This is a genomic window from Streptomyces sp. bgisy100, from assembly GCF_057709105.1.
Genome location: NZ_JBYITE010000026.1, coordinates 66,807 through 90,545, shown reverse-complemented (window position 1 = coordinate 90,545; position 23,739 = coordinate 66,807). Strand labels below are relative to the sequence as shown.

The 23,739-nt window shown below is 73.4% G+C and carries 17 protein-coding genes; 11 read left to right on the top strand and 6 right to left on the bottom strand.

Annotated features, from left to right (window positions below; genetic code table 11):
* Window positions 1-2: 2 nt before the first annotated feature.
* The 3 genes from AC3EQ1_RS18750 to AC3EQ1_RS18740 are packed head-to-tail and all read right to left on the bottom strand — an operon-like array spanning window position 3 to window position 4,725.
* Window positions 3-953 carry a hydroxymethylglutaryl-CoA lyase gene (locus tag AC3EQ1_RS18750; protein ID WP_432095470.1) on the bottom strand — a complete coding sequence of 317 codons (951 nt, stop codon included), beginning with the start codon at window positions 951-953 and terminating at the stop codon, window positions 3-5.
* Window positions 954-967: 14 nt separating this feature from the next.
* Complete coding sequence (locus AC3EQ1_RS18745) at window positions 968-3,079, bottom strand: acetyl/propionyl/methylcrotonyl-CoA carboxylase subunit alpha (RefSeq protein WP_432095469.1); 2,112 nt, start codon at window positions 3,077-3,079, stop codon at window positions 968-970.
* A gap of 14 nt (window positions 3,080-3,093) precedes the next feature.
* Window positions 3,094-4,725 (bottom strand): carboxyl transferase domain-containing protein, encoded by a 1,632-nt coding sequence (locus tag AC3EQ1_RS18740; RefSeq protein WP_432095465.1) that lies wholly within the window; start codon window positions 4,723-4,725, stop codon window positions 3,094-3,096.
* A gap of 90 nt (window positions 4,726-4,815) precedes the next feature.
* Between AC3EQ1_RS18740 and AC3EQ1_RS18735 the strand changes: the two genes are divergently transcribed.
* The 4 genes from AC3EQ1_RS18735 to AC3EQ1_RS18720 all read left to right on the top strand — a co-directional run bounded on the left by AC3EQ1_RS18735 (window position 4,816) and on the right by AC3EQ1_RS18720 (window position 9,060).
* The gene (locus tag AC3EQ1_RS18735) at window positions 4,816-5,421 is read left to right on the top strand and encodes an SACE_7040 family transcriptional regulator (RefSeq protein ID WP_388846179.1); all 606 of its coding nucleotides are present in this window, start codon (window positions 4,816-4,818) and stop codon (window positions 5,419-5,421) included.
* 305 nt (window positions 5,422-5,726) lie between these two features.
* Window positions 5,727-6,884 (top strand): acyl-CoA dehydrogenase family protein, encoded by a 1,158-nt coding sequence (locus tag AC3EQ1_RS18730; protein WP_432095464.1) that lies wholly within the window; start codon window positions 5,727-5,729, stop codon window positions 6,882-6,884.
* A gap of 115 nt (window positions 6,885-6,999) precedes the next feature.
* Entirely contained in the window at window positions 7,000-7,905 is a 906-nt protein-coding gene (locus tag AC3EQ1_RS18725) for an acyl-CoA thioesterase (RefSeq protein WP_432095463.1), read from the top strand.
* A gap of 156 nt (window positions 7,906-8,061) precedes the next feature.
* Window positions 8,062-9,060, top strand: a complete 999-nt coding sequence (locus AC3EQ1_RS18720; RefSeq protein ID WP_432095462.1) for a cation efflux transmembrane domain-containing protein — start codon at window positions 8,062-8,064, stop codon at window positions 9,058-9,060.
* A gap of 66 nt (window positions 9,061-9,126) precedes the next feature.
* On the opposite strand, the gene AC3EQ1_RS18715 is transcribed toward AC3EQ1_RS18720, so the two are convergent.
* Window positions 9,127-9,915: a phosphatase gene (locus AC3EQ1_RS18715; protein ID WP_432095461.1), complete on the bottom strand. Its 789-nt coding sequence runs from the start codon at window positions 9,913-9,915 to the stop codon at window positions 9,127-9,129.
* Between the two features lie 152 nt (window positions 9,916-10,067).
* On the opposite strand from AC3EQ1_RS18715, the gene speB reads away from it, so the two are divergent.
* From speB to AC3EQ1_RS18695, 4 genes are all read left to right on the top strand, one after another.
* Window positions 10,068-11,036, top strand: a complete 969-nt coding sequence (speB, locus tag AC3EQ1_RS18710; protein ID WP_432095460.1) for an agmatinase — start codon at window positions 10,068-10,070, stop codon at window positions 11,034-11,036.
* A 259-nt stretch (window positions 11,037-11,295) separates the two neighbouring features.
* Window positions 11,296-15,204 carry an ABC transporter ATP-binding protein gene (locus AC3EQ1_RS18705; RefSeq protein ID WP_432095459.1) on the top strand — a complete coding sequence of 1,303 codons (3,909 nt, stop codon included), beginning with the start codon at window positions 11,296-11,298 and terminating at the stop codon, window positions 15,202-15,204.
* A gap of 253 nt (window positions 15,205-15,457) precedes the next feature.
* The gene (locus AC3EQ1_RS18700) at window positions 15,458-15,844 is read left to right on the top strand and encodes a hypothetical protein (RefSeq protein WP_432095458.1); all 387 of its coding nucleotides are present in this window, start codon (window positions 15,458-15,460) and stop codon (window positions 15,842-15,844) included.
* A gap of 123 nt (window positions 15,845-15,967) precedes the next feature.
* Window positions 15,968-17,392, top strand: coding sequence for a S28 family serine protease (locus AC3EQ1_RS18695; protein ID WP_432095457.1), 1,425 nt, complete (start codon window positions 15,968-15,970; stop codon window positions 17,390-17,392).
* A 34-nt stretch (window positions 17,393-17,426) separates the two neighbouring features.
* Here the strand turns inward: AC3EQ1_RS18695 and AC3EQ1_RS18690 are convergent, their stop codons facing one another.
* Entirely contained in the window at window positions 17,427-18,068 is a 642-nt protein-coding gene (locus tag AC3EQ1_RS18690) for a hypothetical protein (RefSeq protein WP_432095456.1), read from the bottom strand.
* 181 nt (window positions 18,069-18,249) lie between these two features.
* Window positions 18,250-20,124 (bottom strand): glycoside hydrolase family 3 protein, encoded by a 1,875-nt coding sequence (locus tag AC3EQ1_RS18685; RefSeq protein WP_432095455.1) that lies wholly within the window; start codon window positions 20,122-20,124, stop codon window positions 18,250-18,252.
* A gap of 288 nt (window positions 20,125-20,412) precedes the next feature.
* On the opposite strand from AC3EQ1_RS18685, the gene AC3EQ1_RS18680 reads away from it, so the two are divergent.
* The 3 genes from AC3EQ1_RS18680 to AC3EQ1_RS18670 all read left to right on the top strand — a co-directional run bounded on the left by AC3EQ1_RS18680 (window position 20,413) and on the right by AC3EQ1_RS18670 (window position 23,605).
* Window positions 20,413-20,835, top strand: coding sequence for an NUDIX domain-containing protein (locus AC3EQ1_RS18680; RefSeq protein ID WP_432095454.1), 423 nt, complete (start codon window positions 20,413-20,415; stop codon window positions 20,833-20,835).
* Window positions 20,836-21,146: 311 nt separating this feature from the next.
* A complete protein-coding gene (locus tag AC3EQ1_RS18675) occupies window positions 21,147-22,277 on the top strand; it encodes a helix-turn-helix domain-containing protein (RefSeq protein WP_432095453.1) in 1,131 nt (376 codons plus the stop codon).
* Window positions 22,278-22,363: 86 nt separating this feature from the next.
* Complete coding sequence (locus AC3EQ1_RS18670) at window positions 22,364-23,605, top strand: helix-turn-helix domain-containing protein (RefSeq protein WP_432095452.1); 1,242 nt, start codon at window positions 22,364-22,366, stop codon at window positions 23,603-23,605.
* Window positions 23,606-23,739 lie beyond the last annotated feature (134 nt).

The window sequence follows — 23,739 nt, the reverse complement described above, 5'->3', positions numbered from 1 at the left end:
CGTCATTGCTCCTGGGGGGAGGTGGTGCCCGACAGGGCACGGACGGTACGGGACGGGCTGGGCCGTCCCAGATGGGCGGCCATCCACACGCTGGTGGCCGTGAGCGCGCCGAGGTCGACCCCGGTCTCGATGCCGAGGCCGTTCAGCATCCAGACGAGGTCCTCGGTGGCCAGGTTTCCGGTGGCGCTCTTGGCGTACGGGCAGCCGCCGAGGCCGCCCGCGGAGGCGTCGACGGTGCTGACGCCGTGCTGGAGCGCCGCCAGGGTGTTGGCCAGGGCCTGGCCGTAGGTGTCGTGGAAGTGGACCGCGATCCGCTCGGTGCCGACGCCGGCCGCGTTGAGCGCGGTGAGCAGCGCCTGGACGTGGCCGGGGGTGGCGACGCCGATGGTGTCGCCGAGGCTCAGCTCGTCGCAGCCGATGTCGATCAGGCTGCGGCTGACCCGCACCACCTGGTCGATCTCGACGGCGCCCTCCCAGGGGTCGCCGAAGCACATCGACAGATAGCCGCGGACCCGCAGCCCGGCCTCCCGGGCCCGTGCGACGACCGGGGCGAACATCGCGATCGACTCGTCCACCGTGCGGTTGAGGTTGGCCTTGGCGAACGACTCGGTCGCGCTGCCGAAGACCGCGATCTCCCGCACTCCGAGCGTCAGCGCCCGGTCGAGGCCGCGCTCGTTGGGCACCAGGACCGGCAGCCGGGCGTCGACCCCTTCGAGTCTCGGCATCAGCGCTTCGGCGTCGGCGAGCTGCGGAACCCACTTCGGGTGCACGAAGCTCGTCGCCTCGATGGTGTCCAGACCGGCGTCGGCCAGCCGGGCGATGAAGTCGGCCTTCACCTCGACCGGGACGACCATCTTCTCGTTCTGCAGGCCGTCCCGCGGCCCGACCTCGTGGATCCGGACCCGGGCCGGCAGGCCGGCCGCGGGCACGCTCATCGGCAGTGACGCGCTCATCGGCGGTGATGCGGTCATCGTGCGGCCTCCTCCTCGCGCGGCTCCTCGTGCGGGTCGACCACGGCCAGCACCTGGTCCATCGCGACGGTGCTGCCGGGGGTCACATCGAGCTGGGCGACCGTGCCGGCGTGCGGCGCGGAGATGACGTGTTCCATCTTCATCGCCTCGACGACCAGCAGGCTCTGGCCGGCGACCACCTCGTCGCCCACGGCGGCCTTCACCACGGTGACGGTGCCGGGCATCGGGGCGGTCAGCGCGTCCATGCCGTGCGCGCCCGCCGCGCCGCTGAGGGCGGCGGCGACCGGGTCGTGGTCCTGCACCTGCCAGCCGTCGCCGTCCCGGCCCAGCCACTGGCCGGCGCCGCCGGACGGGGCCAGGAAGGTGTGGGTGACGCCGTTCCACTCCAGCCGGAGGCGGACGGGCGCGCCGTCCGGACCGCCGGCGGAGGGGCCATCGGTGGCCGGGCCGTCGGTGGCCGGGCCGGAGGGGAGCAGCCGGGCCGGCACGGCCTCGCCGTCCCCGATCCGGACCTCGGCCGCGGCTGCGGTGCCGCGCACCCGGACGGCCACCGGGTCGTGCCCCGGCACCCGCAGATGGTGCGCGGTCCAGGCCGGTTCGCCGCCGAGCCGCCAGCCGCTGCCCGCCGAGAACGGGTCCGTCCAGCCGGTGGCGGGGGCGTTCCGCAGGCCTTCAGGCTGCAGCGCGGAGTGCCGCAGCAGCGCCGCCGTCGCGTACACCTCGTCCGGTACGCCGGTGGGCACCAGCGAGGCCGCGGCGCGGTCGACCAGCCCGGTGTCCAGCGCGCCGGAGACCACGTCCGGGTGGTCCAGCAGCCGCCGCAGGAAACCGGTGTTGGTGTCCAGACCGAGGACGGCCGTCCCGGCCAGCGCGCCGCGCAGCCGGCGCAGCGCCGTCGCCCGGTCCGGGCCGTGGGCGATCACCTTGGCCAGCATCGGGTCGTAGGAGGTGCCCACCTCCGTCCCGGCGTTGAGGCCGGAGTCCACCCGGACGCCCTCGCCCGCGGGCTCGTGCAGGGCCCGTACGGTGCCCGCGGACGGGAGGAAGTCCACCCGGTCCCCGGCGGCCCGTGCGGTCTCCGCGCAGATCCGGGCCTCCACGGCGTGCCCGGTGAGCCGGATGTCCTGCTGTCCGTACGCCAGGTGCTCGCCGGCCGCGACCCGCACCTGCCACTCCACCAGGTCCAGCCCGGTGACGAGTTCGGTGACCGGGTGCTCGACCTGGAGGCGGGTGTTCATCTCCATGAAGTAGTAGGCCGACGGGTCGTGGCCCGGCACGATGAACTCCACCGTGCCCGCGCCGGTGTAGCCGCAGGAGCGGGCGGCCTGCACCGCGGCGGCTCCCATGGCCTCCCGGGTGGCCGCGTCGAGCAGCGGGCTCGGCGCCTCCTCGATGATCTTCTGGTGGCGGCGCTGCAGGGAGCACTCGCGCTCACCGAGGTGCACGACCTGCCCGTGCCCGTCGGCCATCACCTGGATCTCGATGTGCCGCGGGCTGTCGATCCACCGCTCCACCAACAGCGTGTCGTCGCCGAAGGAGCCGCGGGCCTCGCGCCGCGCCGCCGCGATCTCGTCGGCCAGCAGGGCCTCGTCACGGACCAGCCGCATGCCCTTGCCGCCGCCGCCCGCCGAGGGCTTGAGCAGCACCGGCATTCCGATCTCCCGGGCCGCCGCGGCCAGTTCGGCGTCGTTCAGGCCGCTGCCGGAGGAGCCGGGGACGACCGGGACGCCGGCCTTCCGCACCGTCTCCTTGGCCCGGATCTTGTCGCCCATCAGCTCGATGGCGGACGCGGGCGGACCGATGAACGCCAGCCCGGCGTCCGTGCAGGCGCGGGCGAACGCGGCGTTCTCCGCGAGGAAGCCGTACCCCGGGTGCACCGCCCGGGCGCCCGTCCGCTCCGCCGCCGCCAGCAGCCGCGGCACCGACAGATAGCTCTCGGACGCGGCGGCCGGGCCGATGCGCACGGCGGTGTCCGCCTCCCGGACGTGCCGGGCGTCCGCGTCGGCGTCGCTGAAGACCGCGACGGAGCGGATGCCCATCGCCCGGAGCGTGCGGATGACCCGGACCGCGATCTCGCCGCGGTTGGCCACCAGTACCGTCTCGAACATCGTCATGGTCCCCCTCACATCCGGAAGACGCCGTAGCCGGGTGCGGCAGGGTCCTTGTCGGGCAGCGGCGCGTTGGCGCAGGCGGTCAGGGCCAGCCCCAGCACCGTGCGGGTCTCCAGCGGGTCGATGACGCCGTCGTCCCACAGCCGGGCCGAGGCGTAGTAGGCGTTCCCCTGGGTCTCGTACTGCTCGCGGATCGGGGCGCGGAACGTCTCCTCGTCCTGCGCGCTCCACTCCTCGCCGCGGCCCTCCAGCTGGTCGCGCTTGACGGTCGCGAGGACCGAGGCGGCCTGCTCGCCGCCCATCACCGAGATCTTGGCGTTCGGCCACATCCACAGGAAGCGGGGGGAGTACGCCCGGCCGCACATCGAGTAGTTGCCCGCGCCGTACGAGCCGCCGACCACCACCGTCAGCTTCGGCACCCGGGTGCAGGCCACGGCCGTCACCATCTTCGCGCCGTGCTTGGCGATGCCGCCCGCCTCGTAGCTGCGGCCCACCATGAAGCCCGAGATGTTCTGCAGGAACAGCAGCGGGATGCCGCGCTGGTCGCACAGCTCGATGAAGTGCGCGCCCTTCTGTGCCGACTCGGAGAACAGGATGCCGTTGTTGGCGACGATGCCGACCGGGTGGCCGTGGATCCGGGCGAAGCCGGTGACCAGCGTCGTGCCGTACTCGGCCTTGAACTCGGCGAACCGGGAGCCGTCCACGATCCGCGCGATCACCTCCCGCACGTCGTACGGGGTGCGGGAGTCGACCGGGACCGCGCCGTACAGCCCCGCCGGGTCCACCGCCGGCTCCTCGACCGGCTCGACCGTCCACGGCAGCGGCTGCCGGGAGGGCAGGGTGGAGACGATGTTCCGGACGATCCGCAGCGCGTGCGCGTCGTCCTCCGCGAGGTGGTCGGTCACCCCGGAGGTGCGGGAGTGCACCTCGCCGCCGCCGAGCTCCTCCGCGGTCACCACCTCGCCGGTGGCCGCCTTCACCAGCGGCGGGCCGCCCAGGAAGATCGTGCCCTGGTTGCGCACGATGACGGCCTCGTCGCTCATCGCCGGGACGTACGCGCCGCCCGCCGTGCAGGAGCCCAGCACCGCGGCGACCTGCGGGATGCCCGCGCCGGACATCCGGGCCTGGTTGTAGAAGATCCGGCCGAAGTGCTCGCGGTCCGGGAAGACCTCGTCCTGCATCGGCAGGAAGGCGCCGCCGGAGTCCACCAGGTACAGACAGGGGAGCCGGTTCTCCAGCGCCACCTCCTGGGCCCGCAGGTGCTTCTTGACCGTCATCGGGTAGTACGTGCCGCCCTTGACCGTGGCGTCGTTGGCGACGATCACCACCTCGCGGCCCGAGACCCGGCCGATCCCGGCGATCACACCCGCCGCGGGCGCCTGGCCGCCGTACATCCCGTCCGCCGCCAGCGGTGCCAGCTCCAGGAACGGGGAGCCCGGGTCGAGGAGGGCGTCCACCCGGTCCCGGGGGAGCAGCTTGCCGCGCGCGGTGTGCCGCGCCCGTGCCTTCTCGCCGCCGCCCAGCCGCGCTCCGGCGAGCTTCTCGCGCAAGTGCGCCGCGAGCTCCCGGTGCGCCGCCTCGTTGGCCCGCCAGGCGTCGGACGCCGGATCGGCGCCGGACGCCAGCGCTGGTGCCTGCTGCATCTCCTCGAGCCCCCTTGCCCGGTTAATGAGCGTTAACGCATGTGTCTTCAGGTTAACGATCGCTAACGCGGCTGTCTAGAATGAATGTCCATGAGCACCAACGCTGCCGCCGGGACCGCGGCCCCGTCCCGCCGTGACCAGATCCTCGGGGAGGCCGCCCGGCTCTTCGCCGAGCGCGGCTTCCACGGCGTGGGCGTCGACGAGATAGGGGCCGCCGTCGGCATCAGCGGCCCCGGGCTCTACCGGCACTTCGCGGGCAAGGACGCGATGCTCGCCGAGCTGCTCGTGGGGATCAGCGAGCGCCTGCTCACCGGCGGCAAGCGGCGGGTCGCGGAGACGGCCGGGCCGCCCGGGGCGGTGCTCGACGCGCTGATCGAGGGGCACATCGACTTCGCCCTCGACGACCGCCCGCTGATCGTCCTGCACGACCGGGAGCTGGACCGCCTCCGGGACAGCGACCGCAAGCTGGTGCGCCAGCTCCAGCGGCAGTACGTCGAGCTGTGGGTCGCCGTCGTCCGCGAGATCCACCCCGGCGCCCCGGAGGCCGAGGCGCGGTCGGCGGTGCACGCCGTCTTCGGGCTGCTGAACTCCACCCCGCACCTCAGCCGCCCCGCCACGCTCCCCGGCCGGGAGGCCACGGCCGCCCTGCTGCACCGGCTGGCGCTGGGGGCGCTGGCGGCGCTGTCGGTGGGCTGACGGCGCGTACGGCACCGACGGCGTTGACGGCGGCGGGGCTCGGCCCGGCCACGGTCCGGCCCGGTGTCCTGTGTCCCGGTGTTCGGCCTGGTCGTCCTGCTGCCGGGCCGGTTTTTGCGGTCGACATGGCCGGTTTTCGGTGTCCGCGATTGGCCGGTTTCCTGCGTTCGCTGTGGCCCGCGCGACTCCGTCGGAGGGCGCGGAGCCTCTGGACAGGCCGACTGACTCCCGGGTAACTTTCGCTGAGCAAGCGCTTAGACAGCCAGGGATCGCTCGCGGTCCGGCCGGAAGAGGGAGGCACGCGGATGCGGCGCACGGTGTTCAACGAGGACCACGAGGCCTTCCGGGAGACCATCCGCGACTTCATCGCCGCCGAGGTGGCGCCCGTCTACCACGAGTGGGAGGCGGCCGGGCAGGCCCCGCGCGACTTCTACCGCAAGCTCGGCGAGCTCGGCGTGTTCGGCATCGAGGTGCCGGAGGAGTACGGCGGCGCGGGCGAGACCAGCTTCAAGTTCACCGCGGTCGTCAGCGAGGAGTGCGCCCGGGCCGGGGTCAGCTTCGGCGGCAGCGGGGTGCACACCGCGCTCTGCCTTCCGTACCTGCTCGCCTATGCCAGTGAGGAGCAGAAGAAGCGCTGGCTGCCGGACTTCGTCTCCGGCGAGATGATGACCGCGATCGCCATGACCGAGCCCGGCACCGGCTCCGACCTGGCCGGGATGAAGACCACCGCCAAGCTCTCCGAGGACGGCACGCACTACGTCCTCAACGGCGCCAAGACCTTCATCACCGGCGGCGTCCTCGCCGACCGGGTGCTGGTGTGCGCCCGCACCGCGGCCCCCACCCCCGAGGACCGGCGCGGCGGGATATCCATCCTGGTCGTCGACGCGAAGAGCGAGGGCTATGCGGTCGGCCGCAAGCTCGACAAGCTCGGGCTGAAGACCTCCGACACCGCGGAGCTGTCCTTCACCGACGTCAAGGTGCCGGTGGAGGACCTGCTCGGCGAGGAGGGGAAGGCCTTCTCCTACCTCACCCACAATCTCCCGCAGGAGCGGCTGAGCATCGCGGTCGGCGCGTACGCCCAGGCGTCCGCGGCCATCGCGTTCGCCACCGAGTACGTCCGGGACCGCACCGTCTTCGGCCAGTCGGTCGCCGCGTTCCAGAACACCAAGTTCGTGCTCGCCGACTGCCGGGCCGAGGTGGACGCCGCGCAGGCCGTCGTCGACCGGGCGCTCGACGCCCTCGACGCGGGCGAGCTGACCCCCGCCGACGCCGCCTCCGCCAAGCTGTTCTGCACCGATGTCGCCTCACGCGTCATCGACAAGTGCCTCCAGCTGCACGGCGGCTACGGCTACATGATGGAGTACCCGATCGCGCGCCTGTACGCGGACAACCGCGTCAACCGCATCTACGGCGGCACCAGCGAGGTCATGCGCTCGATCATCGCCAAGTCGATGGGCCTGTGAGCCCGGGTCCGGGCGGCGGCCGGCTGCCCGGGCCCCAGCCGTCGGCCTGCCCGGAGCACCCGCCGGTACCCCCGTACCCCACCCCCCCTGTCCCGTCCCCGAGCGAAACAACCTGATGAGCGAACCCCTGCAGAGCCTCCTCGACCTGCTCGACCTCGAGCGGATCGAGGAGAACATCTTCCGCGGCAACAGCCGCCCCGCCGTCGTGCCGCGGGTCTTCGGCGGCCAGGTGGCGGCCCAGGCGCTGGTCGCCGCGGGCCGGACCGTCCCCGCGGACCGCACCGCGCACTCGCTGCACGCCTACTTCCTGCGGATCGGCGACGCCGGGGCCCCGATCGTCTACACGGTCGACCGGATCCGCGACGGGCGGTCGTTCACCACCCGCCGGGTGGTCGCGGTCCAGCACGGGCAGCCGATCTTCCACCTCTCCGCGTCCTTCCAGGCGTACGAGGAGGGGCTGGACCACCAGGCGCCGATGCCGCCCGCGCCGGACCCGGAGACGCTGCCCACCGCCGAGGAGATGCTGCCCCGGCACGCCCACTTCTTCCGCGACCCGGGCATGGTGGACCGGCTGCTGGAGGCGCGGGCCGCGGTCGACCTGCGCTACGTCGAGGAACCGCCGTACGCCACCGCCGCCCAGGGCCCCCGCGACCCCAGCTCGCAGGTCTGGTTCCGGACCAACGGCAAGCTGGCGGACGACCCGCTGCTGCACGTCTGCCTCGCCACCTACGTCTCGGACATGACGCTGCTCGACTCGGTGCTGCTCGCCCACGGCCGCGGCGGCTGGACCGTCGGCGACGTGGTGGGCGCCAGCCTCGACCACGCCATGTGGTTCCACCGGCCGTTCCGGGCCGACGAGTGGCTGCTCTACGACCAGCACAGCCCGTCGGCGCACGGCGGCCGGGGCCTGGGCGAGGCCCGGATCTACACCGCCGACGGCCGGCTGGCGATCTCCGTCATCCAGGAGGGCGTGATCCGGGTGCCGCGCGACGAGACCCGGCCGGCGCCCGAGGGGCCGTAAGGGGTCCTGGCCAAGGGCCTCTTCCGGGCAGGGGCGCCTTCCGGGCAAGGGCGCCTACCCGGGCACGGCCCCCTTCCGGGCAAGGACCCTGAGGGACGGCCCGCTCGCGGTGGGTGCCGTGGGCCGGGACCGGCGGTTCGGGCATACTCGCGCACCATGGGCCGTGTCGAGCAGGACCACCGGACACCGGACGGCGCCGGACCGTCGCAGCGGGGCGGAAGCCTCGCCACCGTGATCGTCGCCGCGCTCGCCGGTCTCGGCATCGCGGTCGCCAAGGCGGTCGCCGGAGCCGTCAGCGGTTCCGGCGCCATGCTGGCGGAGGCCGCGCACTCCGTCGCCGACGCGGTGACGGGGCTGCTGACGGCGTTCGAAGGCCGTCGGGAGCGCCCGGCCGAGGCCGCCCGCCCGGACGGAGACGGTGAGGAACGCCGTCACGGCGACGGGCACCACATCCCGGCGGCCCTCGGCACCGTCGCGCTCTTCGTCGCCGCCGCGGTCTTCGCTCTCGACGAGGGCATCCGCACCCTCGCCGCAGGCGGGGAGCCGGGCGATCCGGCCGTCTCGTACGTGGTCCTCGCCGCCGCCCTGCTGCCGGCGGCCTGGTCCCTGCGGGCCGCGGTGCGGCAGGTGCGGGCGGGCGCCGCCCGCTTCCGCATGCCGGTGCGCGACTACCTGCGGCACACCCCGGACACCGCCGAGCGGTCCGCCGTCCTGCGGGACGCGGCGGCCGTGGCGGGACTGCTGCTCGCGGCGCTCGGGCTGCTCGGCGGCCGGCTCACCGGCTCCGCCGAATGGGACGGCGCCGCGTCGGTCCTCATCGGCCTGCTTCTGCTGGCCGTGGCAGGGGAGTCCGCCCGCGGCCGGCTGACGGCGCCCGCCGGAGGCTCGCTGCCGCCGGAGATGCGGGACGCGGTCCGCGACGAGCTGCTGGAGCTGTCGCACGTGCTCGGCGTCCTGGAGCTGGTCACCGTCGTGCAGGGGCCGGGCGAGGTGCTGGTCGCCGCGAAGGTCGACTTCACCGACTACGCGACGGCCGAGGAGATCGAGTGGGCCTGCGAGGACGCGGAGCGGGCGCTGCGCACCCGGTTCCCGGCCATCGCCCGGGTCTTCCTCGACCCGACGCCGGGTCCGTACCAGCGGCGGCCGGAGCGGTAGCCCGCCCCTGGTGTCCCTGAGGGGCGGGCCGCGCCCCGAAGATCCCCGGAACCCCAGGGCCGTCCGTCAAGCCTGGGCCGTCAGCCCCGCCGCCTCGATCAGGTAGGCCGTGAGCGGGTCGTAGTAGCGCGGGTCGACCACGTGGTCGTCCAGCGGCACGGTGACCGCGAGCGTGCCCTCCGCCTCGCCCAGGAACAGCGCCGGGTCGTTGCAGTCGGCGAAGCCCACCGCGTCGATGCCCCGCTGCCCCGCGCAGCCCGCCCAGCCGTGGTCGGCCACGACCAGGTCCGGCAGCGGCCGGCCCTGGTGCGCCAGGCCGTCCAGGATCGCGGCCATCGGCATGGGGGAGTGGGTGTGCCACAGCGTCGCGCCCCGCTCCAGCACGGCCACGTCGCAGAACTGGAAGACCGAGCCCTCGTCCGCCCGCAGCCCCGGCGGGATCACCATGATCTCGCAGCCGGCAGCCCGCAGCGCCGCCGCGACGCTCCGGTGCACGTCCAGGAGCCCGCCCGGGTGGCCCGTCGCGAACAGCACCCGCTGCCCGGCCTCGGCCGCCTTGCGCAGCACCGTCGCCGTCCGGTCCAGGGCGTCGACGGTCAGCGCCGGATCGATGGTGTCCTGGCCGCTGCGGTGCCCCGGGTCGTCGACCACGCCGCAGCGCTCCGCCATCACCGCCAGCACGTCCTGCTCGTCGGTCCAGCGGTCGCCGAGCTCCAGCCCCAGCCAGTAGTGGCGGTCGCCGTTCGCGAGCTTGCGGTAGTGGTCGAGGTTGTTCTCCCGCGGGGTCGCCACATCGCCCGCGATCCGGGTGCGGACGAGGTGGTCGATCAGTTCGGCACGGCTGGGTATCGGCATGGAGTCCATTGTGGCGTGAACCGGGGTGCGATGGACGCCGTGTCCAAATGGCGTGGCCCGGCCATCGGGAACGTACATGTGCGAAATCCGCGGCTCTCCCTACGCTCGAACCCGTACCCAGTGATCCCGAACCGCCGAGAGGCAGCAGCTGTATGAGCACAGAGCCCCGTGGCCCCGTCGACTCGTCCCGCATCCCGCGCTACGCCGGACCGGCCACGTTCGCCCGGCTCCCCCGGCTCGACGAGGTCGGCGCCGCCGATGTGGCCGTGGTCGGTGTGCCCTTCGACACCGGTGTCTCCTACCGGCCCGGCGCCCGCTTCGGCGGCAACGCCATCCGGGAGGCCTCCCGGCTGCTGCGCCCCTACAACCCTGCGCAGGACGCCTCGCCCTTCGCGCTCGCCCAGGTCGCCGACGCCGGTGACATCGCGGCCAACCCGTTCAACATCGACGAGGCCGTGGAGACCGTCCAGGCCGCGGCCGACGACCTGCTCGACACCGGCGCCCGGCTGATGACCCTCGGCGGCGACCACACCATCGCCCTGCCGCTGCTGCGCTCCGTGGCCCGCAAGCACGGCCCGGTCGCGCTGCTGCACTTCGACGCGCACCTGGACACCTGGGACACCTACTTCGGTGCCGAGTACACCCACGGCACCCCGTTCCGGCGCGCCGTCGAGGAGGGCATCCTCGACACCTCCGCCCTGTCGCACGTCGGCACCCGCGGCCCGCTGTACGGCAAGAAGGACCTCGACGACGACGAGAAGATGGGCTTCGGCATCGTCACCTCCGCCGACGTCATGCGCCGCGGCGTCGACGAGGTGGCCGACCAGCTCCGCCAGCGGATCGGCGACCGGCCGCTGTACATCTCCATCGACATCGACGTGCTGGACCCGGCCCACGCGCCCGGCACCGGCACCCCCGAGGCGGGCGGCCTGACCTCCCGCGAGCTGCTGGAGATCCTGCGCGGGCTGTCCGACTGCCACCTGGTCTCGGCCGACCTGGTCGAGGTCGCCCCGGCCTACGACCACGCGGAGATCACCTCCGTGGCCGCCTCGCACACCGCGTACGAGCTGACGACGATCATGTCCCGGCAGATCGCGGCCGCCCGGGAGCCAAAGGCCTGACGCCTTCCGGAGCCCGGTCCGGCACGGGCCCGGAGGCACAGGTCTCCTGGCCCCCGCTCCGGACCGGGCCCACAGACCGCTCCGGACCGGGCCCACAGACCGCTGCGGACCGGACCCGGAGGCTTAGGTCTCCGGGCCCCTGCCGTGCGCGACATATTGCGTACGCAGAGCTGAAACAAACCGGGCACCCCCGGTGTTCTTGATCGTGGCGCTGCGGGCACCGTGGCGCCACGACGGCTGGGACAACGGAGGGTGACCGGTGGTTTCGAGGGACGACGGCGGGCAACGGCGCGGCTGGGCGCGACGGCTGACCGGGTACGCCTGGCGGTACCGGCGCAATGTGCTGCTCGCCCTCGGCTCCTCCCTCGGGGGCATGGCGGTGATGGCCCTCGTGCCGCTGGTCACCCGGCTGATCATCGACGATGTGGTGATCGACCGGACCCGCGACATGGCCCCCTGGGCCGGGCTGCTGGTCGTGGCGGCGATCGGCGTCTACGCCCTCACCTACGTCCGGCGCTACTACGGCGGCCGGCTCGCCCTCGACGTGCAGCACGACCTGCGCACCGAGATGTTCGGCGCGCTCACCCGGCTGGACGGCCGGCGCCAGGACGAGCTCAGCACCGGACAGGTCGTCGGCCGCGCCACCAGCGACCTCCAGCTGATCCAGGGCCTGCTCTTCATGCTGCCGATGATGATCGGCAACGTGCTGCTGTTCCTGATCTCGCTGGTCGTGATGGCCTGGCTCTCCCCGCTGCTCACCGGGGTGGCGCTGGCCGTCGCCCCCGCCCTCTGGTTCATCGCCAAGCGCAGCCGCCGCCGGCTGTTCCCGGCCACCTGGTACGCCCAGGGCCAGGCCGCCGCCGTGGCGGGCGTGGTGGACGGCGCCGTCACCGGCGTCCGCGTGGTCAAGGGCTTCGGCCAGGAGGAGCAGGAGACCGGCAAGCTCCGCGAGGTGAGCCGCAAGCTGTTCGCCGGGCGGCTGCGGACCGTCCGCCTCAACTCCCGCTACACACCGGCCCTCCAGGCGGTCCCCGCGCTCGGCCAGGTCGCGATGCTCGCCCTCGGCGGCTGGATGGCCACGCGCGGCCAGATCACGCTGGGCACCTTCGTCGCCTTCTCCACCTATCTCGCCCAGCTCGTCGGCCCGGTCCGGATGCTCGCCATGGTCCTCACCGTCGGCCAGCAGGCGCGGGCCGGCGTCGAGCGGGTGCTGGAACTCATCGACACCGAACCGACCATCACCGAGCGCGCCGACGCGCACGAGCTCCCCGCCGACGCCGAGGCCACCGTCGAGTTCGACCGGGCCACCTTCGGCTACGACCCGGAGCGGCCGGTCCTCTCCGACTTCTCCCTGCGGATCGCCCCGGGCGAGACCGTCGCCGTCGTCGGCGCCTCCGGCAGCGGCAAGTCGACGGTCTCGCTGCTGCTGCCCCGCTTCTACGACGTCACCGACGGCGCGGTGCGCGTCGGCGGGCACGACGTGCGGGACCTGACCTTCGCCTCGCTGCGGTCCGCCATCGGACTGGTACCGGAGGACAGCTTCCTCTTCTCCGACACCGTCCGCGCCAACATCGCCTACGGCCGGCCGGACGCCACCGACGAGCAGATCCGCACCGCCGCCCGGGCCGCCCAGGCCGACGGCTTCATCGCCGAGCTGCCCGACGGCTACGACACCACCGTCGGCGAGCAGGGCCTCACCCTCTCCGGCGGCCAGCGCCAGCGCGTCGCCCTGGCCCGCGCCATCCTCACCGACCCCCGGCTGCTGCTGCTGGACGACGCCACCTCGGCGGTCGACGCCCGGGTCGAGCACGAGATCCACGAGGCGCTGCGCGGGGTCATGGACGGCCGCACGACCCTGCTGATCGCCCACCGCCGCTCCACGCTGGCCCTCGCCGACCGGATCGCCGTCCTCGACGGCGGACGGCTCGCGGACGTCGGCACCCACGCGGAACTGGAGGCGCGGTCCGCCCTGTTCCGTCGGCTGCTGACCGACCCGGACGAGCTCGGCGACGTCGAGCGCGACCCGGTCGGCCTCCTCGCCGCCGAGGCGGACGCCGAGGATCTCGACGCCGAGCTCGACGCGGAGCGCCAGGAGTGCGAGGCCGGGCTGCGGCTCGACGTCGACCTGGAGGTCGAGGCCGAGATCGACTCCGAACCGGTCAACGCCCGGCGCCGGGTGGCCGACGGGGTGACCCCCGAGCTCTGGGGCCGCTCCCGCTCCGGTGAGGTGCCGCGGACCGGCTCCACCGCCTCCCGTGCGGCCGACGCCGCCGTCCCCGGCGGACCCGTACCGGGCGCACCCGGCCCCGGCATGGCCGGCGCCCTCGCCGGGATGCCCGCCACCCCCGAACTCCTCGCCCAGGTCGCCGCGCTGCCGCCCGCCACCGACACCCCCGACGTGGACGAGGCGCGGGCCGCCCGCCCCGAGACCGACTACGGACTGCGGCAGCTGCTCCGCGGCTTCCGCACCCCGCTGCTGATCGCCCTGATGCTGGTGGCGGTCGACGCCGTCGCGGGCCTGCTGCTGCCGATCCTCATCCGGAACGGCATCGACGACGGTGTGCAGCAGCTGGCGCTGGGGGCGGTCTGGACCGCGTCCGCGTTCGCGCTGGTCGTCGTCCTCGCCCAGTGGGCGGCGCAGATCGCCGAGACCCGGATGACCGGCCGGACCGGCGAACGGATCCTCTACGCGCTGCGGGTGAAGATCTTCGCCCAGCTCCAGCGGCTGGGACTGGCCTACTACGAGCGCGAGCTGACCGGCCGGATCATGACCCGGATGACCACCGACGTCGACGCGCTGAGCACCTTCCTGCAGACCGGTCTGGTCACCGCCGTCGTCTCCCTGCTGACCTTCTTCGGCATCCTCGTCGCGCTCGTCGTCCTCGACGCCGGGCTGGCCCTCGTCGTCCTCGGCACGCTGCCCCTGCTGGTCGTCGGCACGATCGTGTTCCGCCGCAAGAGTGTCAAGGCGTACGAACTGGCCCGGGAGCGCATCAGCGTGGTCAACGCCGACCTCCAGGAGAGCGTCGCCGGGCTGCGGATCGTGCAGGCCTTCCGCCGCGAGGGCACCGGGACCGAGCGCTTCGTGGCGCGGAGCGACAGCTACCGGCAGGCGCGGGTCCGCGGCCAGTTCCTGATCTCCGTCTACTTCCCGTTCGTGCAGCTGCTGTCGTCCGTGGCGGCGGCGCTGATCCTGGTCGTCGGCGCGGGCCGGGTGAGCGAGGGGACGCTGACCACCGGCGCGCTCGTCGCCTATCTGCTCTACATCGACCTGTTCTTCGCCCCGGTGCAGCAGCTCTCCCAGGTCTTCGACGGGTACCAGCAGGCGACGGTGTCGCTCGGCCGCATCCAGGAGCTGCTGCGCGAGCCCACCACGGTGAAGGCCGCCGAGGAGCCGCGCCCGGCGGGCCGGCTCCGCGGCGAGATCAGCTTCGAGGACGTGCACTTCCGGTACGGAGCCGAGGACGGCGAGGAGGCGCTGTCCGGCGTGGACCTGCGCATCCCGGCCGGGCAGACGGTCGCCTTCGTGGGCGAGACCGGCGCGGGCAAGTCGACGCTGGTCAAGCTGGTCGCCCGGTTCTACGACCCGACCTCCGGCGCCGTCCGCGCCGACGGCACGGACCTGCGCGCCCTGGACCTCACCGGCTACCGGCGGCGGCTCGGCGTCGTCCCCCAGGAGTCCTACCTCTTCCCGGGCACGGTGCGCGACGCCATCGCCTACGGCCGTCCCGACGCCACCGAGGCCGAGGTGGAGGCGGCGGCCCGTGCGGTCGGCGCCCACGACATGGTCGCCTCGCTGGACGGCGGTTACCTCCACGAGGTCGCCGAGCGGGGCCGCAACCTCTCCGCCGGGCAGCGGCAGTTGATCGCCTTGGCCCGCGCCGAGCTCGTCGACCCCGATGTGCTGCTGCTCGACGAGGCCACGGCCGCCCTCGACCTGGCGACCGAGGGGCTGGTCAACCGGGCCACGGACCGGCTGGCGGGCAAGCGCACCACCCTGGTCGTCGCCCACCGGCTGACCACCGCGGCCCGCGCGGACCGGGTGGTGGTGATGGACCACGGCCGGGTCGTCGAGGACGGTACGCACGCCGAACTCCTCGCCGCGGACGGGCGCTACGCCCGGCTGTGGCGCACCTTCGCCGGCGAGCCGGAGACGGCGCCGGCCTGACCGGGGCGATCGACCGGGACGGCCTGACCCCGCAGGCCGACCGCGCCGGCCTGACCCCACCGGCCTGACCGGGGCGGCCCCGGGCGCCTCGGGGCGGCCCCGGGCACTTCGGGGTGGCTCCGGCGCCCCGGGCACCCCGTCCGCCCGCGGCACCATGCGCACCCCGGGAACCAGGGGCCCCACTCCACGCGTGTAGCTTGACGGTCGCCCGTATGTCCGAACGACGGGCGCATGACCCCATAGGGAGGCAGACGTGCGCGGTGCGGTTGCACGCCGTCGAACAGCTCTGGGGGTGGTGGTCCTCATGGTCGTCGGGCTGGCCGGACTGGCCGGTTCCGGCACGGCCGAGGCCGCCGCGGCGCGCTGCGAGGGGCGGAAGGTGAAGACGCTGTCGCTGCCCGGCGGGCGGATCCACATCCACCGGACCAGGCTGTTCGCCTGCGCCTTCACGGTCGCCACGGATCCGGGCAAGAGGCGGAAGATGAGCGTCAGCATTCAGGCGCGCGGCACCCGGCCCCGCTGGGACACCGGCTACTACTCCCACCACGCCGGACCGGTCCGGGTGGCCGCCGGACAGCGCTGCGTCTTCGTCCGCGGTTCCGTGGGCCGCCGGTCGGTGAGCTCCGGCTGGCTCTGCTGAGCCGAACGCCCTTGCGGGCACGGCCGGTTGCCTTCTTCGAGCCGATTACCCCGTCAGGTCTGGCGGCGGCACGAGCCGCGCCGGTAGGTTCACGGCGACCTTTGTGAACCCAGGGGAGGGCGAATGCGCAAGGCGCTCAGATGGCTGCTGGCGCTCGTGGTGCTCATAGGCGCCGTCGGCGTCGGCGGGGCACCGGCCGGGGCGGCCACCGCCGACCGGCAGGACGCCACGGACATCAAGGACCGGATCCTCGCGATTCCCGGTATGAGTCTCATCGAGGAGAAGCCGGCCGACGGCTACCGGTACTTCGTCCTCAACTACCAGCAGCCGGTCGACCACCGGCATCCGTCCAAGGGCACCTTCAAGCAGCGGATCACCCTGCTGCACAAGGCGACGGACCGTCCGACGGTCTTCTACACCTCGGGCTACAACGTCTCCACGAACCCGACCCGCAGCGAGCCGACCCGGATCGTCGACGGCAACCAGGTGTCGATGGAGTACCGCTTCTTCACGCCGTCCCGGCCGAAGCCGGCCGACTGGTCCAAGCTCGACATCTGGCAGGCCGCGAGCGACCAGCACCGGATCTTCAAGGCGCTGAAGAAGATCTACGGGAAGAACTGGCTCGCCACCGGGGGCAGCAAGGGCGGCATGACCGCCACCTACTTCCGCCGCTTCTACCCGCACGACATGGACGGCACGGTCGCCTACGTCGCCCCGAACGACGTCAACAACCGTGAGGACTCGGCCTACGACCGCTTCTTCCGCCGGGTCTCCACCAAGGAGTGCCGCACCGCGCTCGACGCCGTCCAGCGCGAGGCCCTCGTCCGCCGCAAGGAGATGACCGACCGCTACCGCAAGTGGGCGAAGGAGAACGACAACACCTTCACCACCGTCGGCAGCGCCGACAAGGCCTACGAGAGCGTGGTCCTGGACCTGGTGTGGGCGTTCTGGCAGTACAGCTCCGAGAAGGACTGTGCCGACGTCCCGAAGCCGGACGCGTCGACCGACGACCTCTACGCGTTCGTCGACAAGATCTCCGGCTTCTCCGCCTACACCGACCAGGGGCTGGAGACCTACACGCCGTACTACTACCAGGCCGGCACCGAGCTGGGCGCGCCCACGCTCAAGTACCCCCACCTCAAGGGCCTGCTGCGGTACCCCGGGTACTTCACCCCCCGGGCGTACGTGCCGCGGGACATCCCGATGAAGTGGAAGAAGGGCGCCATGCGGGACGTCGACCGCTGGGTCCGGCACCACAGTGAGCGGATGCTCTTCGTCTACGGGCAGAACGACCCGTGGGGCGCCGAGCAGTTCCGCCCCGGCAAGGGCTCCGAGGACGCCTACGTCTTCACCGCCCCCGGCGCCAACCACGGCGCCAACATCGCCGGGCTGACCGCCGACGAGAAGGCCAAGGCCACCGCCGAGGTCCTCCAGTGGGCGGGCGTCGCCCCGGCCGCCGTCCGGCAGGGCGAGGCCACGGCCAAGCCGCTGGCGAAGCCGGACAGCACGCTCGACAAGCAGTCCACGCAGCGCAGCCTGCGGCCGTAACCGCGGCGGCGGACGGTTCAGAGGCGCAGACGGTTCAGAGGCGGCGGGCACACCCGACGGGTGTCCCGCCGCCCAGCCGTACGTGGAGCGCGGTCACCGGCGGGCACGCGGAACGGTCCCGCACCGCCGCCGTCACCCGGTAGCGGGGCTCCGGCCCGGGCCCTTCGCACGCCGTCTCCACCACCCGCGACCGCCCGCCGCGCAGGTGCTGCTCGACAGTCACACAGTCGCCGACCAGCGTCCGCGGGCCGCCGCCCCCGCCCGGATCCCCCGGGTGCGGGCCCGTCAGCCGCCGCATACAGGCGTAGCCCTGCGCCACCGAGCCGTCGCCGTCCTCGTCCCGGTCCGGCAGCCGCGCCGAGACGCGCAGCACGAAGTCGGTACGGGCCGGACAGCGCGGACCGGCATCCGCCGGGCCGTCCGGACGCCGCGTCAGCACCCGCGCCACCGCCCGCTCACTGGAGCACGGCACCTCTTGAACGCCGGTACGGCCCCGGGCGCTGCACTCGCCCCGGGCCAGGAACGTCCCGCCGTGGCCGGCCGGCACGGGAGCGGCGCTCCGCTCCGGCCCGCGCTCCGGCCCGCCGCCGGCCACCGGCAGGGGCCGGCACCCTGCCAGGGCCGGCGACGCCAGCCAGAACACCAGCGCCCACGCCAGGACCCGCACGCCGCCCATGCACACAACTCCCCTCCGACCCCCGCGAACCGCGTCCAGCGTGTCCCGCGGCAGCGGGCGCGCGCCAAGAGCGCCGGGATCTTCGGTCCCGGGGGAGGGGGTGCGCCGGGGGCGCGCCGTAGCGGTCAGTACGACGGCGTCAGTACGACAGCCTCAGTACGAGAGCCTCAGTGCGAAGGCTTCAGTACGACAGTCCGTGGCCCAGCGGGTACAGCACCTGGGCCGGGTCGTCCGCCCGGGGCACCGGCACCGGGAGCCGCCCCGAGGGGGAGGCCCGCCCCGCGATGACCCGGGCGGCGGCCCGCAGATCCACATCGGTCCAGCAGTAGCCGGTCAGCGAGGCGCCCAGCCCCGTGCCGGTGAGCTGGGCGATGTCGTACGGGTTGCGCAGGGCCAGGTGCACCACCGGCACCCCGGTCCCCACGAGCGCCGTCACCAGCGCACGTTGCGAGGGGGCCCCGCTGTCCTTCGGCCGGGTGACGTTGTACGTCAGCACGACCACCGCGTCCCGCCCCCGCGCCGCCGCGACCGCCGCGTCGATCGCCGCCTGCGTCGGGTCGGGCTTGGTGCCGGTGCCGGTGGACAGCCCGGTCGCCGTGAAACCCAGTTCGGTCAGGGCCGTGGCGAGCACGGTGGTCGGCGGGCCGCCGGTGCCCGTGGGGGCGGCCGGGTCGACCCCGGTGACCAGCACGTTCCGCTGCCGGCGGCGGGAGAGCGGCAGCAGCTTCCGCTCGTTGACCAGCAGTGTCGTCGTCCGCTCGGCGATCCGTTCCGCGGTGGCCCGGTGCGCCCGCGTGCCGACCGTCCGGTCCACGTCCTGACGGGTGACGTACGGGTCGTCGAACAGCCCCCGGCGGTACTTGAGTTCCAGGATGCGCAGCAGGGACGCGTCGATCCGCTGCTCGCTGATCTCGCCCTCCCGGAGCGCCTTGAGCACGGCGTTCCAGGCCACGGGCAGGTCCGGCGGGTTGAGCAGCTGGTCCACACCGGCCTTCAGCGCCAGCACCGGCACCCGGTCGTCGCCGTACTTCTGCCGGACGCCCGCCATCCCGAGGGAGTCGGTCACCACCACGCCGTCGTAGCCGAGCTTCTCCCGCAGGATGCCGGTGAGGATGGGCCGGGAGAGGGTCGCCGGGTCGTCGGCCGGGTCCAGCGCCGGGAAGAGGATGTGTGCGGTCATGATCGAGTCGATGCCGGCGGCGATGGCGGCCTTGAACGGCGGGGCGTCCAGCCGCTCCCACTCCTCGGCGCTGTGGGTGATCAGCGGCAGGCCGTAGTGGCTGTCGGTCGAGGTGTCGCCGTGGCCGGGGAAGTGCTTGGCGGTGGCCGCCACTCCCGCTCGCTGGTAGCCCTGCACCTGGGCGGCGACCAGCCGGGCGACGGCTTGCGGATCGGAGCCGAAGGACCGGACGCCGATCACCGGGTTGGCGGGGTTCACGTTCACATCGGCGACCGGCGCGTAGTCCTGACGGATCCCCATCGCGGCCAGCTCCGCCCCGGCGACCCGCGCGGCGGCACGGGCGTCGGACCGAGAGGCGTGCGCGCCGAGGGCCATCGCCCCGGGCAGCAGCGTGGCGGGCGCGCCGATCCGGGCGACCGCGCCGTGCTCCTGGTCGGTGGAGATCAGCAGCGGCACCCCAGTGGCCCGGCCGAGCCCCGCCCGCTGGATGCCGTTGGACAGCTCGGCGATCTGGTGCGGGTCGCGGGTGTTGTGCGCCCAGGCGAAGTAGATGATGCCGCCGACGTGGTACTTGGCGATCAGTTCGGCGGCGTTGGCGACGCCGATCTCCTTCTGGTTCAGCGCGACGTCGGCGGGGTCCGGGGCGGTGGCGGAGTGCCCGTAGACCCGCATGACGAACAGCTCGCCGACCTTCTGCTCCGGACTCATCCGGGCGATGAGCGCCCGCAGCCGCTCGCGGTCGGCGGCGCGCGGGCGCGCCGCGGCGTGAGCGGTGGAGCCGCCCGCGGCCAGCGACGCGGCGGCGGTGGCGGCCGTGGCACCGGCCAGGACGGCCCGCCGGGAGGGTCTCGGCCCGGGCGATTCTTCGTGATGCACGTGCACTCCTTCCGAGAGGAGGTGCGTGGCGAATGAAGGAAACTTCCAAGAAGAAACGCTTAGCCCGAAAGTTATCGTCAGTCAATGGGAAGCGCCGGGAAGCCCCGAGGCCGCCGGGGACACGCCGGGAGAGCGGGGGATCCTGGGGGAATCCGGGGTGGGACTGGGCGGCCCGGGTCGTCGGTCGGGGGAGTGGGGCGGGCGGGGGCGGCCGCGCTCGGTGCGGGGCGCGCGTAGCCGGACGGCGCCCGGACGGCTCGGGCCCGCAGAGCCCGGCATGCTTCGAGGATGAGCGACGATGAGATCAGAGGAACCGTCGCCCTGCTCGTCAACGACGAGGGCGAATACCTGCTGCATCTGCGCGACGACATCCCCGGGATCTGCGATCCGGGCACCTGGTCGGTGATCGGCGGGAACCGCGAGGGCACGGAGACCTTGGAAGACACGATCCGCCGGGAGCTGAACGAAGAAGCCGGGTTGGCCGTCCCCGGCCTGCGGCGTTTCACCGTGGTGAGAAGTCTCGGCCCGGACCAGGCGGTGAAGGGGTACGTCCAAGTCTTCTGCGGCCGGTGGAACGGGGACGCGAGCCAGCTCCGCCTCACCGAAGGCGTGATGCTTCATTGGTTCGATCCCCAGGTGGTGCCGCGTCTTCGCATGTGCGCCTGGACGAAAGAGGCCATCCAACTGCATCAGGCGAGATCGCGCGAGTGAAGGCAGCCGGGGTGGGGGGCAGCGGACGAGGCCCGGGTGAGTTCGCGGACGCCTGTGGCGTGGGGGCAAGCAGTCGCGTGTTGCCCGGCGTCGAACTGGTTGCGTGCACGCGCCAGATGGATGTCGACCGGCGTGGAGCGGACGCGTCACCTGCCTGGTCGCGTTGCCTTCACCGGTGTGCCTAATGTGTCGCGCGACAGGCATAGGCGGCCCGACGCGGGGGACCTGATCCTCCCCCTGAACGAGAGGGACGGGCCCTTGCCTTGGCAGAGCACGCGGTTCAGGCGAATGGGTATGCGAGCAATCTGGTGATGCGCGAGCTGGACGAGACGGCCGCTTGGCGCCCGATTGGGGCCCGCCTGGCCGCCTGGCGCCGCCGCCGGGGACTGAGCCGGGATGACCTCGCCTCCAGCACCGGTCTGGAGTTCGGTTACCTCGCCGGGCTGGAGACGGGCGGAGAGTGGATGGACCGACGCGGCCGGCTGGCAGCGCTGGCCACCGCCTTGCGGCTGGATGTCGCGGACCTGACCGGTCAGCCCTACCCGCCACGCGGGGAGGAGCACGCGGCGGTGCGGGCGGTCGCCTTCCACCTGCGGCGCCTCTTGGTCCGCCGACAGGTTGACATGGCCCCCGGCGTGCCGGTGGAAGAGCTGGCGGAACGGACCCGGGCCGCCGCACGGGCCGATGCTGCGGGCGATGAGCGCCATCTCGCGATCGCGCTGCCGGAGCTGATCGAAGCGGCCGATCGTGCGATGGCCACCGCTGCGGGGCCCGGGCGGGCAGAGGCGGTGCGGTTGCGCGTGGACGTACATGTGCTGGGCGCCGGGCTGCTGCGGCGGCTGGGCTACAAGGACCTGGCGTGGATGCTGCTGCACCGGGCTTGCCCCGGCGCGCTCGAATCGCTGCCGGTGCTGGTCGAGGAGACGCGGCTGCTGATCGATCTCGGCCTGCCGGAGTATGCGCTGGCCCGCGCCGAACGCGCCGAACGCGCTGAGGACGCCGGGGCCGACTGGGAAGTGACGGCGCTGGCCGCTGTCGCCCAGGCCATGGCCGGACGCCGCCCGGAAGCTGAACAACTCCTTGCCACGGCAGCCGAACGGGCCACCGACGCACGGGAGTCGTCCCTGGTGGTGGTGGCCCGCGCCGTCGTCGCCGCCGAGTGCGGCGACACCGGCGAGGCCGCCGACCACGCCCGCGCGGCGGACCAGACAGCGCTCAGCGGCGCTCATCGCTGCGGTCTGCTGTTGGTCGCCGCGTCGGCTGAGGCCCGTCAGGGCCGCGCCGACCGGGCCGCGGCTCGGCTCGTTGAAGCCGACGCCGTGGCACCGATGCGGCTGCGGCTGGACCCCTTCGCCCGGGACCTGGTCGCCGCGCTCGTTGACCGCACCAGCGTTCAGACCGCGGCGGTTCGGGATCTGGCCGAGCGGGCCGGGCTGCGGTGATGCCGCCCGTCTTGGCGGGAAAGAGCTCTGAGGGCGGGAGGCTCGCCCTACGCTACGGCTGAGGCACGGGAGTTGAGGCGGGGTTCTTGGACGAAGAGCAGGCCAGGCGGATCGGTGAGCGTCTACGCTCGGCCCGTCGCCAGCGCGGGATGAGTCTTCGCAACCTCGCGGGCATGGCCGGGGTGTCGGTCGGCTACCTGTCGATGGTGGAGAACGGTCATCGGCTGCTGGACCGCTCCAGCCGTATCGCCGCCTTCGCCGAGGCCCTGCAGATTGCCCCGTCCGAGCTGACCGGCCAGCCCTTCGCCCCGGTGGACCCGCACGCGAGCGCGGCCCATAAGGCGATCCCGGCCCTGCGGCTGACGCTGATGGGGATCACCATGACCGCCCCGCCGGACCGCCGCCCACCCCGGGTTCCGGCGGCGGTGCTGGCCGAGCGGATAGAGCAGGCCAATCGGCTCTACCACGCGGCCGAATACGGCACCCTCGCCGCAGGTCTGCCCGCGCTGCTGGCCGACCTGCACGCCGCTGCCGAGGCCGCTGCCGGTGCCGCCCGGCGCGCGTTGCTGAAGCTGCTGGCGGATGCCTACCACCCGGCGTGCACGCTGCTGTTGAAGAACCTCGGCTACACCGACCTGGCGTTCATCGCGGTCACCCGGGCGTCCGAGGCGATCGTGGAACTGGACGACCCGGTCTACTCCGCCCTCTCCGGCTTCTTCCACACCCACGTGCTGATGTCGGCCGGCAGCCCCGCCCAGGCCCTGGCCCAGGCCACCGCCGCAGCCAACACCCTGGAAGGACATCTGACCAGCCCGGACGCGCACGCTCTGCTCGGCGAACTCCACCTGATCTCCGCCACCTCTCTGACCCAGGACCGGCAGCGGCCCGGGAAAGCCCGCGCCGCAGAAGTCCGCGGCCACCTCGCCGAAGCCGCGAGCCTCGCCGGCCGCACCGGCGAGACGCGGGCCTGGCACCTGAACTTCGGCCCTACCAACGTCGGCATCCACCAGGTGAGCCTCAACACCGACTTGGGTCTGCACGGCGAGGCCGTCACGGCCGGGGGCGGGGTACATCCCGAGGCCCTGGAACACGCTCCGGGGCGGCAGGCCGCCTTCCATGCCGATCTGGGCCGGTCCCTGTCCCATCTGCGCGGCCGGGAGGTCGAGGCGGTCGCGGCCCTGCTGACCGCCGAGCAGATCGCCCCCCAGCGCATCTACGCAAACGCGCCTGTGAGGAACACCGTCGAGTTCCTCACCGACCGGCAACTGCCTGCCCACACCGCCCGGGACCTGCGGGGCCTGGCCCACCGCATCGGCCTGTCACTCTGACCGGCGACACCTCTCCCTCCACTTGGGGACATGAGCCCGTACGCGTTTGAGCGCACCGTCGCACGCGGCTGAGCATGAGTGCCCGTACACACCTGTGCGTGGAGCCCGTACGCGACAGAGCCACATTGCCTCGT